The sequence below is a fragment of the Pseudoalteromonas sp. SG44-1 genome (assembly GCF_014164315.1).
GTDB lineage: Bacteria > Pseudomonadota > Gammaproteobacteria > Enterobacterales > Alteromonadaceae > Pseudoalteromonas > Pseudoalteromonas rhizosphaerae.
The window spans coordinates 211,536-226,138 of the sequence record NZ_JACJEW010000001.1; the positions used below are offsets into that span (position 1 = coordinate 211,536).

The window sequence follows — 14,603 nt, forward strand, 5'->3', positions numbered from 1 at the left end:
TTTATTTCTTTTTATTTAACTCACGGGTCATTTTAGCGTGTTTACTTAATTCTGGTAAACCAAGCTTGTTGTAGCTTTTTTCCATCATTTCCAGTGCATTATCTAAGTAACTACTTTGAGAATAATGCTCTACGACGTACTTACCGCGATTTGCTGCTGCTAAGTAAGCTTCACGTTCATAGTAGTAATCAGCAACTTTCAACTCGTAACGTGCCATTTTGTTGAGTAACCAAACTAAACGTCTTTTTGCTTCAGGGGCATAGCCACTGTCAGGGAAGCGATTGACTAAGGTTGATAAATCAGTAAAGGCAACACGGGTACGATTAGCATCACGGTCGGCTCTATCAACACCAAAATACTCTTGGAATGCGTTTTTATCGGCTTTAATATTTACTAAACCACGCATGTAGTACATATAGTCTAAATCTTTGTGGTTTGGATTTAGGCGAATAAAACGGTCAATTGTTGCAAGCGCTTGTTCAGTATTACCCGCTTGATAATGGGCGTAGACTAAATCCATTTGTACTTGTTTTGACATAGGGCCAAACGGATAGCGTGAATCAATCGCACTCAAAAGCTCAATTGCACGCGCGTATAAGCCTGAATCAAGTGTTTGTTTGGCATCATCATACAACGCTTGCGCTGATTTATTAGGAACGCGTTGGATATCTTCTGCATCAGGTGCTGACGAACAGGCACCTAAACCAAGTAATGAAACTGTAAAAACAATGGCGAATGCACGTTTCCCTATTCTATTTATCATTTTATTTGTTACCTTCGATGTCTTCGGCTAGGCCAAGTGGGTAAAACCGAGTAAACTATGCTTATTATATAATGCTTTTATTAAAAGCGATTCTAACCCAGTCGAGCACAGCTTGCACTGGTAAATTGGGTAAAGTTACTAATGTCAGAGCAAATTTCTCTTCAAGCCGAGGTGCCAACTGAGTTAGGCGGTAAACGTCTAGACCAAGTATTGGCGCAATTGTTCCCTGATTATTCACGTTCACGTATAAAAACGTGGATTTTGGATGATAAAATCACCGTGGATGGTGAAATTTTAAACACCCCGAGAGAAAAACTCTTTGGTGGTGAAACAGTCAATGTTGAAACTAGCATTGAAGCCCCACGTGAATATCTAGCGCAAGATATCAAATTAAACATCGTTTATGAAGATGATGATATTTTGGTTATCAACAAACCTATGGGTTTAGTTGTGCACCCTGGTGCCGGTAATCCTGATGGCACAGTGCTCAATGCATTGTTGCATCATTATCCAGATATCATTAATGTTCCGCGCGCAGGTATTGTGCATCGTCTAGATAAAGATACTACCGGTTTGATGGTGGTAGCTAAAACAATTCAGGCGCAAACACATTTAGTTAAAGCATTACAAAAGCGTGAAAACTTCACGCGTGAATATGAAGCAATTTGTAATGGCACCATGACCGCAGGTGGTATGGTTGAAAAACCAATTGGTCGCCATCCTACGCAGCGTACACACATGGCTGTGCATGAGCAGGGCAAACCAGCAATTACGCATTTTCGTGTCGCTGAAAAATTCCGTGCGCATACGCGATTACGTCTTCGTTTAGAAACTGGCCGAACTCACCAAATTCGTGTGCATATGGCATTTATCAATCATCCATTGATTGGTGATAAAGCCTATGGCGGTCGTCCACGTCCACCAAAAGGTGCAACACCTGAATTGTTCCAAATGTTACGTGAATTTAATCGTCAAGCTTTGCACGCAGTAAAGCTAAGTATCGCACACCCAATTACGGGTGAAATGATGACTTGGCAGGCGCCAATTCCTGATGACATGGTTGCCATGACGCATGTACTTCGTGAAGACACCAAAGCTAATCCAAATATCGATTTTTAAGCTGCTTTAATGCTTTATCCTAATTGGACAGCGCCAACCAATGTAGAGGCTCTCAGTACAACTCGTCAGGGCGGTGTATCGCATGCGCCTTTTATGAGTTTAAACTTAGGCCTACATGTGGGCGATGATCAGCAAGCGGTATTAACGAATCGCGCACTTTTAGCTGCTCAGCTTCCTAAAGCACCGGTGTGGCTTAATCAGATCCATAGCAGTGAAGTCGTTGTTGTTGATGAGTATTTTGACCCACAGGCTAATTATGATGCGGATGCGCTGTATACCCGATTAAAAAATCAACCACTGGCAATTATGACAGCAGATTGCTTGCCGATTTTGCTTACCAGTGAAAGTGGTGATGAGGTGGCTGCTATTCATGGTGGCTGGCGCGGTTTGCATGCGGGTATTATCGCTAATACTTTGCGTCACTTTAGCAGCCCTGCAGAACAAATTATAGCGTGGTTAGGTCCTGCCATAGGTGCTGCAAAGTTTGAGGTTGGCAGTGAAGTAAAAGCGCTTTTCTGTGAACAATCAGCATCTCATCACACTGCATTTGTGGCGCAGGCAGATGGTAAATATTTAGCGGATATTTATCTGCTTGCAACCACACAGCTTATTAATCTAGGCATAAGAAATATTAGTGGTGGTCAGTACTGTACAGTTAGCAATAGCAAACAATTCTTCTCATACCGTCGAGATGGTCAAACAGGCCGTATGGCTTCTTTGATCTGGCGCAAGTAATAGTCTATTCAGTGAGTATATTTTCTCCTAAGCCTTGATCAAAGTGCCGAGCATACCCATTAATTAAGTAATTAGTTTTTTTAATAGGTAACCCCTTATGCGTTTAGATCGATTTACCAGTAAATTTCAATCTGCGCTCTCTGACGCTCAGTCATTAGCGCTTGGTCGTGATCATCAATTTATTGAACCAGTACATTTAATGTATTCACTCTTGCAGCAAAGTGGCTCAAGTGTGCGTGCGTTATTAGCCCAAGCCAGTGTGAGTGCCGATGAACTTAATACCAAGTTATCGCAAGAGATAGAAAAGCTATTTAAAGTGGAAGGTGTTGGCGGCGACGTGCAGTTGTCAAATAACATGGTTTCACTGATCAACTTATGCGATAAGTACGCGCAAAAGCGTAAAGATAAATACATCTCCAGTGAGTTATTTGTATTAGCAGCGTGTGATGATAAAGGGCCATTGGGTGATATCTTCCGCGCTTTAAATATGACCAGCACTAAAATAGAAGCAGCAATACAAGCTATTCGCGGTGGTCAAAAAGTTGATGATCCGAATGCCGAAGATACCCGTCAAGCGCTGAAAAAGTTTACTATCGATTTAACTGAGCGTGCAGAGCAGGGTAAACTTGATCCTGTTATTGGCCGCGATGATGAAATTCGCCGCACCATTCAAGTATTACAACGGCGTACTAAAAATAACCCCGTGTTGATTGGCGAACCCGGTGTGGGTAAAACCGCTATAGCTGAAGGGCTCGCGCAGCGTATTATTAATGGCGAAGTCCCTGAAGGCTTGAAAAACAAACGTGTGTTATCGCTTGATTTAGGAGCCTTGGTGGCCGGTGCAAAATACCGTGGTGAGTTTGAAGAACGTTTAAAGTCAGTGCTTAATGAATTGGCTAAAGAAGAAGGCCAAGTGATTTTGTTTATTGACGAAATTCATACTATGGTGGGCGCCGGTAAATCTGATGGTGCAATGGATGCGGGTAATATGCTCAAACCTGCATTGGCTCGAGGTGAACTGCATTGTGTCGGTGCTACAACCCTTGATGAGTATCGTAAATATATTGAAAAAGATGCCGCTTTAGAACGTCGTTTTCAAAAGGTGCTTGTTGAAGAACCATCAGTAGAAGATACCATAGCGATTCTTCGAGGCTTGAAAGAGCGTTACGAGTTACATCACTGTGTTGAAATTACCGATCCAGCCATTGTTGCCGCAGCGCATTTATCGCACCGCTACATTAGCGATCGCCAGCTACCGGATAAAGCCATTGATTTAATTGATGAAGCGGGTTCGTCTATTCGCCTACAAATCGATTCAAAACCAGAATCATTAGATAAATTAGAGCGCCGTATCATCCAGCTAAAACTCGAAGATAATGCACTTGCTAAAGAGAAAGATGACGCCAGTCAAAAGCGTCGTTCTGAGATGCAGGAGCTAATCACCGATCTTGAAGCCCAGTACCGTGAACTTGATGAAGTATGGACAGCTGAGAAAGCCTCTTTGCAAGGTACTCAAGTAATTAAGGCTGAACTTGAACAAGCGCGATTAGACTTAGATGTTGCCCGCCGTGCCACTGATCTACAACGTATGTCAGAGCTGCAATACGGCCGCATTCCAGAATTGGAACGTAAACTCGACTTAGCTTCACAAGCTGAAATGCAAGAAATGAGCTTACTTAAAAACCAAGTGGGTGAAGATGAAATTGCTGAGATACTTTCACGTTGGACTGGTATTCCTGTATCGCGCATGCTTCAAGGTGAGCGTGAAAAACTGCTGCAAATGGAAGAACATTTACACCATAAAGTGATCGGTCAAGACGAAGCGGTAGTGGCAGTGGCGAATGCGATTCGTCGTTCACGGGCAGGGCTTGCAGATCCAAATAGGCCAATCGGTTCGTTTTTATTTTTAGGCCCAACCGGGGTCGGTAAAACTGAGCTGACTAAAGCGTTAGCTGGATATATGTTTGATACTGAAAGCGCGATGGTGCGAATTGATATGTCTGAGTTTATGGAAAAGCACTCAGTTGCTCGCTTAGTTGGCGCGCCTCCGGGCTATGTTGGTTATGAAGAAGGTGGCTACTTAACAGAAGCTGTTCGTCGTCGTCCATATTCTGTAATTTTGCTTGATGAAATCGAAAAGGCACATCCTGATGTATTTAATATTCTGCTGCAAGTGTTAGATGATGGTCGTTTAACGGATGGCCAAGGTCGTACTGTTGATTTTAAAAATACGGTGATCATCATGACCTCAAATTTAGGCTCAGATATTATTCAAGAGCAAACCGGTAACAACGATTATGCAGCGTTAAAAGAAAAAGTGATGGGGGTTTTGGTTAATGAGTTTAGACCTGAATTTATTAACCGTATTGATGAAACCGTAGTATTCCACCCACTTGCTAATGAACATATCAAAGAGATTGCAGATATTCAGTTAAGCAAGTTACGTGAGCGCCTAACAGGAATGGGTTACTTGTTACAAATAAGTGATGCAGCTCTTGATCGAATTGCAGCCAGTGGTTTTGACCCGGTTTATGGTGCACGACCACTCAAACGGGCTATTCAACATACCATTGAAAACCCATTATCGCAGAAGTTACTCGCAGGTGAATATCAAAGTGGTGACATGATAGTAATTGATGCTGACGAAAATGGTTTAGTGTTCTCATCACGCTAACTGATTAACTGAGTTTTAAGGCCAGTGAATATGCTGGCCTTAAACTCGCTGCGAATAAAAAGTTATAAAGTAAATATTAAAGATAAACCCCTATCATTTAGCCGCGCTTAATTAAACCTTAAAAGTCAGTAAAATATCGTTAACTTTACGTGAGCCTTCGACAAGCTGTGCAGCACCTTTAGCGACATTAAAGCTCAACGTTAAGTTCTCGTCACTGTAACCTTTTATTTGTGTAATGTTGTCGCTAATATCGAGGCTGACAGTTTGTTGTTGCTCGGCGGCAGCAGATATTTGTGTCGCTAGTTGCGATATTTCACTTATTTGCGCGAAGATGCTATCCAGTTCAACTTGGGTATGTCCGGTGGTATTTACACATTCATCGGCTTGCGCCTTGGTGTTTTTCATGACCGTGGACCAGCTAAACAGGGTATCTTGAATTTCTTTAATAGAGCTATGAATTTGTGCAGTAGCACGTTGAGTACGAGAAGATAATGCACGCACTTCATCGGCAACTACCGCAAAGCCTCGGCCATGTTCACCAGCACGCGCGGCTTCAATTGCAGCATTTAATGCCAGCAAATTGGTTTGCTCTGCAATGCCTTCGATTTCAGTCATTACTTGACCTATTTTATCCGCCTCGGTTGCAAGGGAATTAGCAGTACTTGCCGCTTGTTCAACTTGTAAAGCAAGGTCAGACACCATGGCACTATTGTCTGCAATGTGCAGTTTTATATCAGTGCAGCTTTGGTAAGTAATATTTACTTTTTCAGCGGTATGATGAGTGTTGCCCGATATTTCACCTATGGTTGCGCTCATTTGTGACATTGCGGTGGCCATTTGGCCAAGGCGTTGTCCTTGTGCGGCAATGCCTTTTTCAGTTAATGCTGATTGTTGGTCTAGATTAGCCGCAATACCGGTAAACGTGACAGTCGTATCTTTTACTCGTCCTAATACGGTACGTAATTTAGCATTAAGCATTTGCTGGTTATATTCACTAATACTAAATGGATGATGGCCGACATAGACATAGCGGGATACAGAATCATTTACTGCCTTTAGCTGTTTCAGTGCTGTTGGTGTGAAAACTAATTCATCATAATTTAATAGCATAATTAGTAAACTAAATAACGCGGTTATCAATGCAACAGCAATAGATACAAAAGCTGCCAATAGTACTAAACCAAGTAAGCCAATCAGTAGGGCTGCACTTTGGCGAACACCGACCCATTCACGCCAAGAGGACAACGATTTACCGGCATTTATTTTAGTGTATAGGCTTTGTGCGCGTCGTTTTAGTTGTTCGCTCGGTTTTGTTCGTACTGATTGATAGCCAACGAGTTGACCATGTTCAAAAATAGGAGTAACAAATGCATCAACCCAATAATAGCGGCCATCCTTGCAGCGATTCTTTACCATGCCGCGCCATGAATGACCTTGTTTGAGTTTTCCCCACATTTCTTTAAATGCTGCTTTAGGCATATCTGGGTGGCGAACAATATTATGATTTTTGCCAATCAGTTCTTCAAGGGTGAAGCCGGCAATGTTGCAAAATTCTTTATTTGCATAGGTTATCACTCCACGTATATCTGTAGTGGAGACGAGCTGCTGGTGATCTGAAAAGGTGACTTCTTCGTTTATTAACTGCTGACCCCGACGCATAGGTAGTCCTTAAACATGCTTTATTATTAGTGATGATTATAAAGTTCATACAAATGTAATGATAGCAGGTTCAGTGATCACAGGAGTAAAATAGCTATTAAATAGCTTTTTAATGATCTAAAACAAAGAAACTTGCAAAAAGTGCGCGGGTAATAGCTTAATATATAAATAGATATCATTGCTCTAGTGCGAGCAATGAGTAAATGTCAGCAATGAGTTGCACATAACAAGCAAACATTTAATTAGTCAGTATCTTGCATTACTGTGGTGTCATTAAAGCAATTGTATATTAGCTCTTACAATGGCAAGATTAGTAAATATTTGGCTATTATAGCTTGGCTGCCCGCAGCAAGTTTGCTTTACAAACATACGGTGACCTTCTTGGAAAATAGTGGAAATTAGAGTTATGCCACTATTAAACCTTGAGTATTATCAATTTGCCCCCATTGACTTATGATTAGGCCACGTGGCTCGAGGAAGCATTTTTGACTACACATGATTTAACTAAAGCGTTAGCAGCGCTAGCCCCAGAACAGCATAAATACGCAATTAAAGGCATTCAACGCGGTATTGAAAGAGAAGCGTTGCGGATCAAGCCAAACGGTGTAATTTCACAGCAAGGTCATCCAAAAGGGGTTGGTTGTGCGTTAACTAACGGGCATATCACCACTGATTTTTCTGAGTCTTTACTAGAGTTTATAACACCCGTTAGTGAATCTGCTGAAGAAACGTTAAATCAGCTGCAAGACTTACAAAAGTTTACCCTATCACAGATGGGCGATGAATTATTATGGCCTATCAGTATGCCGTGTTTTATAGAACATCAAGATGACATTGTATTAGCTCAATTTGGTGATTCTAATATTGGACGCATGAAAACCTTGTACCGCGAAGGTCTTAAAAATCGTTATGGCAGCATGATGCAAGCGATTGCCGGTGTGCACTTTAATATATCGTTTCCAGAGTCATTTTGGCAGAGTTTAAAAACGATTAAAGGCGATACTGGCTCATTACAAGAGTTTATTTCGGCTGGTTATTTAGGACTGATCCGTAACTTCAAACGAGAACTATGGTTGATCAGTTATTTATTTGGTGCATCGCCAGCGCTGTGTAATTCATTTTTACAAGGGCGTAGTACGGATCTTCCTTTTAAAAAGCTAGGTAAAGGTACGCTTTATCTTGAAGTGGGTACAGCTTTGCGCTTAGGTAATTTGGGTTATACCAACAGTGCTCAGTCATCACTAAAAGTACTGTATAACTCACTAGATGAATATGTAGCAGGATTAAAAAGTGCGATTCATTCACCGTCAGATATTTATGGTCAGCTTGCTGATTATAAAGATGCCCAGCCTAAACAATTGAATAAAAATGTATTGCAGATTGAAAACGAATTTTATTCGCCAATTCGTCCTAAGCGCAATGCTAAAAGTGGTGAAACACCGACTGACGCACTGTTACGTGGCGGTATTGAGTATATTGAAATCAGGGCTCTAGATGTAAATCCATTTGCAGCAACGGGAATTGATATTGAGCAAATTCATTTCCTAGATGTTTTTCTAACTTATTGCTTATTGAAAGATTCTCCAACAATGGATTGGGATTCGCAACAGCGTAGCACCGAAAATTTAGATACGGTTGTAAGCCAAGGTCGCGCTTTAGAAGTGATGCTAAATCGCTCTGGTAGTTTATGCAGTCTAGCAACGTGGGGAGCAGAGATCTTCGTACAGTTACAACAAGTTGCAGCCTATATGGATAATGCTTACGGCGTTAGCTATTACAGCGAAACGATTACTCGATTAAGCCAATGGATAGCAGATCCTGAATTAACATACTCAGGGCGCTACGTTAGTCAACTGAAAGGGTCTGGTATTGATAATGGTTATTTTGCCTTATCGTTGGCAAAAAGTTACCAGCAACAACATCAAGATACGCCATATAAAGTGTATTCAGACAGCTATTTAAAACAACAAGCAGAACAGTCAGTTATTGCTGAACGCGAGTTGAAAGCCGCTGATAATCAAACATTTAATGCATTTTTAGATGATTATTTTGCCACTAAGTAAGTTTGCAGCTAAATAAGCAGGCAAAAAAAACGCAGCCCAAGTTGGCTGCGTAAAGATTCTTCAGGGATAAACAATGCTAAACTGCGCATTCATAAAATAAGACTTATACTTTTATAAAAAGTTCAGCGAGCAACAAAAAAAATGAAAAATAGTTTAATTATTTTATCGCTGGGGGCTCTGTTAACTGGTTGCGCAACAGCCCCTCCAAAGCAACCTAATGATATATGTAAAATTTTTGAAGAAAAAAGCGATTGGTACTATGACGCAAAAGATGCCCAAGAAAAATGGGGCTCACCTAAACATGTACTAATGAGCATGATGTATCAAGAAAGCTCCTTTAAACACGATGCTGCACCGCCAATGGAATACTTTTTGTGGGTTATTCCCACAGGGCGAGCAAGTTCAGCTTACGGCTACTCACAAGCAAAAACTCCCACCTGGTCTGATTATATTCGTGAAACGGGTAATAGCGGCGCAGATCGCGATGATTTTGATGACGCTATCGACTTTATGGGCTGGTTTGTTTATAAGACTCATAAAGTTAATGGCATCTCGAAATGGGATGCCTACGCGCAATACCTAAATTACCACGAAGGCTGGGGCGGTTATAAACGCGGCACCTATAAAAATAAAAAGTGGTTAATGGCAGTGGCTAATAAAGTAAAAAATCGTGCAAGTCGCTATGCGGCTCAGCTTAAACGTTGTGAAGACGATTTAGATAAAGGGTGGTTAGAAAGGTTATTTAGCTGATCTGACAAGATTCAAGATTTTAAAAAGCCCGCACAGCGGGCTTTTTAGTATTAGTTTATTTCCCTGGGAATTGATGAATATGTACATCGCGCTGTGGGAATGGAATGGTAATATTTTCTTTATCGAAGGCAATTTTAACGCGTTCGTATAAACCAAAATACACTGGCCAGTAATTTTCAGAATCAACCCATGCCCAGACCAACATGCCGATATGGCTATCGCCATGCTGACTTACATGCACAACCGGTTGTTTTGCTTCATCTTTGAGTACTAACTCGTAGCTATTTAACACGCCCATTAGTACTTCTCGCGCTTTAAGCACATCATCACTGTAGCTAATACCAAACTCAATATCGACGCGGCGAGTTGGTTCTGCAAACTTGTTTTTTACACAGCCATTAGAAAGTGCACCATTTGGGATAATAATTTTTTCATTATCATAAGTGAGTAGTACGGTAACAAATATTTGAATTTCAACCACTTTACCCATATAGCCTTGGGCTTCAATGACATCACCAATTTTAAATGGTTTAAAAAATAAGATCAGCACACCACCGGCGAAATTCGCTAGGCTGCCTTGTAATGCCATACCGACCGCTAAGCCTGCAGCACCGAGCATAGCAATGAACGAGGTTGTTTCTATACCAATCATTGATGCGACTGAGATCAGTAATAGTAACTTTAAAATAACCGATAAGAAGGAGACCAAAAAATGACTTAATCCGGCTTCAAATTTTACCTTTGCCATTGATTTTTCAGCCATACTGGCAATACGGCCAACAAACCACCAACCAACAATTAAAACAAAGATTGCCAATAAAAATCGAGGGCCATAGGTCATTAGCATTTCAATCGCTTTGGTGTACAGGGTCTCGATAGAGATATCTTTCATTGCATTTTCCACATCTATAAAGTTACAAATATAATAGCCTAATAATTAACACTTTATAGAGAATAATGAACAAAAAATTTGTTGCGGGGATGAGCAGAGGGAGTAGAGTAACCATAGGTTACTCTACAGATATTGCTTATATTTTGCGCTTGTTCGCTTGAATGCGCACCAGTTTGATCATGTTCTCTTTTACTTCAACAACTTCAATCGGATAGCCTGCAATACGCAAACTCAAGTTGGCATCAGGAATGTCTTCTAAGTATTCGACAATTAAGCCACTTAATGTTTTCGGGCCATCAAGAGGGAACTCCCAATCCATTTCTTTGTTTAGATCGCGTACGTTAGCACCGCCATCAACTAAAAATGAGCCATCATCTTGTGACACAACTTCTTCACTTGGAGTACGTGTTTGCGTAGTGGTAAAGTCACCGACCACTTCTTCAAGAATATCTTCGAGGGTAACTAATCCTTGAATATCACCATATTCATCAACTACTAAACCGATACGCTCTTTTGATTGCTGAAATTTAAATAGCTGAGTATTGAGCGACGTACCTTCAGGAATAAAATAAATCTCACGAACTGCGCGAAGCAATGATGGTTTATCAAATTGCTCTTTTGTTAATAACCGCAGTGCATCCCGTGAGTGAATAAAGCCTACCGCATCATCAATTTGGTCGCGATATAAAAGTACTCGCGTGTGTTGTGCATGGGTAAGCTGTTTACTAATTAGTTTCCAGTCATCATTGATATCAATGGCAACAATTTCGTTGCGCGGGATCATAATATCTTCGACAGTGACTTGCTCTAAATCTAAAATGGAGGTCAACATACTTTGGTGACGCGCGGGGATCAGCGCACCCGATTCATTCAGCACCGTTTTTAATTCTTCTTTACTCATGCTGTGCTCATCTATTTGTGCAGCACTAATACCAAATAGGCGTAATATGCCATTGGTCATCCAGTTAACGACGACGACAAATGGAAAGAGAATTTTTAGTAACCCTTTGAGTATCACCGAACTAGGAAAGGCAACTTTTTCAGGGTAAAGCGCAGCTAGCGTTTTAGGCGTAACTTCTGCAAATATAAGCACTACTAAAGTTAGTGCGCCAGTGGCAATAGCGATACCTAAATCACCATATAAACGAATACCGATAATGGTTGCAACCTGCGCGGCAGCAATATTCACCAAGTTATTACCGATGAGGATAAGGCCAATAAGTCTATCAGGACGGCTCAAAAGTTTGTTGACACGCTTTGCTGCGCGGTGATTTTCTTTAGCAAGGTGGCGTAAGCGGATTCTGTTAATTGACATAATGCCCGTTTCAGAACCAGAAAAATATGCAGAACAAAGTATGAGTATTCCAAGTATTATAAACAAAACACTTGTAGAGATGTCGTCCAAAGAAGGATCCTTTTTTATTTAACCAATGCGTATTAAGCGGGAGTGAGCTGCCTGAGTCAAGTTAAAACTTATTCAGGATCACCTCTTGCACAAAACGACTGCCAAAATAAGCCAGCGTTAAAACAAAAGCAGCAGCCATGATAGCTAGTACGACCGGTTTCCCACGCCAGCCTTGCTTTAAGTGACCAATTGTCACCGTTGCAAACATAGCCCAAGCAATTAATGATAAAACAGTTTTATGAATAAATTCACTAGCAAACATGCCATCAAGAAAAATAAAACCAGATAATAACGCTAAGGTTAACAAAACCGTGCCTAGCGTTAATAAGTGATAGAGTTGGCGTTCAACCACCATTAATGGCGGTAAATGGCTATGCACAATCGCTAAGTCTTTTCGTTTTAAACGTTTATCAATAAAGTAAAACTGTACGCCATATAAAGTGGCAATAATTAACACACAGTATGCAAGCAGGGAAAGCGAAATATGAGTGACTAAACCTATTTCAACATCAATACTTTGCAATAAAATATGATGCGGGATAAATAAGCTGGCAATTGTTAGCAAAGCAGCAAAGCCATAGACAACAGGCAGTAATAATGTGGCAGGGAATTTTAATGACACCGTAGTGACAGAGACCACAATCACCCAGCAGGTTAATAGTGATACATTAACAATACTTAAATCTTGGCCATCGGCGCGAAACACTGAATTCACCAGTAATAACATGTGCGCTAAAATTGCCACCGTGCTGAGGATAACCGTCAGCTTTTGGCTCGGACCTTGTTGGTGAAATAACCGAGACAGCACGTGAGACGTCGCGAAGATATAAAATAAACTGGCAATAATAGTTAAACTAATAATCAGCATAGTGCTTGGGCCACTCAATTTGAGTCAAATATTCCTTGTTAGAGTAATGGCATTGTATTTTATAGTGAGGCAAATGCATAGAGTTTGTAAAAAGAAACTCAAACAGCTCACTTGAACACTGTATTGTGCGCCACCATTTACGGTATACTGTTTTTAATTAAAATTTTAATAATACTGATTATATGAAATCAGCGCTATTAATAGTAAGTGCTAAACTTGCGGCAATAACGTTGGTTGGGAAATTGGTATATCACGTTTGATCGGAACCTTTACATGTTTGAGAACCTCCAAGAACGATTAGGTAAAACCTTAAAGAATATCAGCGGCCGTGGACGCCTTACTGAAGACAATATAAAAGATACACTACGCGAAGTGCGTATGGCTTTTTTAGAAGCCGACGTCGCTTTACCCGTTGTTCGTGAGTTTGTTAAACAAGTTAAAGAGCGCGCGGTAGGTATTGAAGTAACTAAGAGCCTAAGTCCTGGGCAAGTGTTCATTAAAATCGTTCGCGAAGAGCTTGAAAAAGCCATGGGTGAAGCAAACGAAGAGTTGAGCCTAAACGCACAACCGCCAGCCGTTGTAATGATGGCGGGTCTGCAAGGTGCGGGTAAAACGACCAGTGTTGCTAAGCTTGCCAAATTCTTAAAAGAACGTAAAAAGAAATCAGTATTAGTAGTCAGTGCCGACGTTTATCGTCCTGCGGCTATTAAACAGTTGGAAACACTGGCCGATGAAGTAGGTGTTGAGTTTTTCCCAAGTGACATTTCACAACAGCCGGTTGATATTGCGAAGGCAGCTATTTCTCATGCGAAAAAGAAATTTATCGATGTTGTATTAGTTGATACCGCAGGTCGTTTGCATGTTGATAATGACATGATGGACGAGATTAAAAATCTTCATCATGCTATTAACCCAATCGAAACCTTGTTTGTGGTTGATGCCATGACGGGTCAAGATGCTGCCAATACTGCCAAAGCGTTTGATGAAGCATTACCTCTGACCGGTGTGATACTAACCAAGACCGATGGTGATGCGCGCGGTGGTGCTGCACTATCAATCCGCCATATTACCGGCAAGCCTATTAAGTTTATGGGTGTTGGTGAGCGCACTGATGCGCTTGAGCCTTTCCATCCAGATCGTATCGCATCGCGTATACTTGGTATGGGGGATGTACTTTCATTGATCGAAGAAGTCGAAATGAAAGTCGATAAAGAGCAAGCTGCAAAAGTTGCTGAAAAAGTTTTTAAAGGTGATGGCTTTACTCTTGATGATTTTGCTGATCAATTAAAGCAAATGAAAAGCATGGGCGGCATGATGTCAATGCTTGATAAATTACCTGGTATGCAAAACCTGCCTGATGCAGTGAAAGGTCAGATGGGTGATAAAACCTTTATTCAGATGGAAGCGATCATCAGCTCAATGACGAAAAAAGAGCGTGCGCGTCCAGAGATCATTAAAGGCTCTCGTAAAAAGCGTATTGCAGCGGGCTCTGGTACGCAAGTACAAGAGATCAATAAGCTGTTAAAACAGTTTACGCAGATGCAAAAAATGATGAAAAAAATGAAAGGTAAAGGCGGCATGATGAAAATGATGCGCGGTATGAAAGGCATGTTACCACCAGGAATGATGGGTGGCGGTGGCCCTAAATTTTAATGTTTTAACTGACGCCATGCTG

General features: G+C 41.1%; 11 protein-coding genes. 6 read left to right on the top strand and 5 right to left on the bottom strand.

All coding sequences use genetic code 11. The features are described from left to right. Nucleotide 1 precedes the first annotated feature (1 nt). Nucleotides 2–763 (bottom strand): outer membrane protein assembly factor BamD, encoded by a 762-nt coding sequence (locus H5187_RS00900; protein WP_149980797.1) that lies wholly within the window; start codon nucleotides 761–763, stop codon nucleotides 2–4. Nucleotides 764–904: 141 nt separating this feature from the next. Here H5187_RS00900 and rluD point away from each other — a divergent pair, with 141 nt between their 5' ends. The 3 genes from rluD to clpB all read left to right on the top strand — a co-directional run bounded on the left by rluD (nucleotide 905) and on the right by clpB (nucleotide 5,291). Next, nucleotides 905–1,882: a 23S rRNA pseudouridine(1911/1915/1917) synthase RluD gene (gene rluD, locus H5187_RS00905; protein WP_145237221.1), complete on the top strand. Its 978-nt coding sequence runs from the start codon at nucleotides 905–907 to the stop codon at nucleotides 1,880–1,882. Nucleotides 1,883–1,891: 9 nt separating this feature from the next. Continuing rightward, nucleotides 1,892–2,617 carry a peptidoglycan editing factor PgeF gene (pgeF, locus tag H5187_RS00910; protein WP_149980796.1) on the top strand — a complete coding sequence of 242 codons (726 nt, stop codon included), beginning with the start codon at nucleotides 1,892–1,894 and terminating at the stop codon, nucleotides 2,615–2,617. Between the two features lie 97 nt (nucleotides 2,618–2,714). Next, nucleotides 2,715–5,291: an ATP-dependent chaperone ClpB gene (clpB, locus tag H5187_RS00915; protein WP_149980795.1), complete on the top strand. Its 2,577-nt coding sequence runs from the start codon at nucleotides 2,715–2,717 to the stop codon at nucleotides 5,289–5,291. A 111-nt stretch (nucleotides 5,292–5,402) separates the two neighbouring features. On the opposite strand, the gene H5187_RS00920 is transcribed toward clpB, so the two are convergent. Further along, a complete protein-coding gene (locus H5187_RS00920; protein ID WP_182797449.1) occupies nucleotides 5,403–6,950 on the bottom strand; it encodes a PAS domain-containing methyl-accepting chemotaxis protein in 1,548 nt (515 codons plus the stop codon). A 485-nt stretch (nucleotides 6,951–7,435) separates the two neighbouring features. Between H5187_RS00920 and gshA the strand changes: the two genes are divergently transcribed. Both gshA and H5187_RS00930 read left to right on the top strand, forming a co-directional pair. Further along, on the top strand, nucleotides 7,436–9,013 hold the full coding sequence (gene gshA / locus H5187_RS00925; RefSeq protein WP_182717093.1) for a glutamate--cysteine ligase: 1,578 nt from the start codon (nucleotides 7,436–7,438) through the stop codon (nucleotides 9,011–9,013). Between the two features lie 141 nt (nucleotides 9,014–9,154). Beyond that, nucleotides 9,155–9,763: a hypothetical protein gene (locus tag H5187_RS00930; protein ID WP_145237206.1), complete on the top strand. Its 609-nt coding sequence runs from the start codon at nucleotides 9,155–9,157 to the stop codon at nucleotides 9,761–9,763. A gap of 55 nt (nucleotides 9,764–9,818) precedes the next feature. Here H5187_RS00930 and H5187_RS00935 read toward each other — a convergent pair whose 3' ends face one another. From H5187_RS00935 to H5187_RS00945, 3 genes are all read right to left on the bottom strand, one after another. Beyond that, entirely contained in the window at nucleotides 9,819–10,655 is an 837-nt protein-coding gene (locus H5187_RS00935; RefSeq protein ID WP_182797450.1) for a mechanosensitive ion channel family protein, read from the bottom strand. A gap of 136 nt (nucleotides 10,656–10,791) precedes the next feature. Further along, nucleotides 10,792–12,060, bottom strand: a complete 1,269-nt coding sequence (locus tag H5187_RS00940; RefSeq protein ID WP_145237200.1) for an HlyC/CorC family transporter — start codon at nucleotides 12,058–12,060, stop codon at nucleotides 10,792–10,794. Between the two features lie 61 nt (nucleotides 12,061–12,121). Next, the gene (locus tag H5187_RS00945) at nucleotides 12,122–12,928 is read right to left on the bottom strand and encodes an inner membrane protein YpjD (RefSeq protein WP_145237197.1); all 807 of its coding nucleotides are present in this window, start codon (nucleotides 12,926–12,928) and stop codon (nucleotides 12,122–12,124) included. A gap of 273 nt (nucleotides 12,929–13,201) precedes the next feature. Here H5187_RS00945 and ffh point away from each other — a divergent pair, with 273 nt between their 5' ends. Next, on the top strand, nucleotides 13,202–14,581 hold the full coding sequence (ffh, locus tag H5187_RS00950; protein ID WP_145237194.1) for a signal recognition particle protein: 1,380 nt from the start codon (nucleotides 13,202–13,204) through the stop codon (nucleotides 14,579–14,581). Nucleotides 14,582–14,603: the final 22 nt, after the last annotated feature.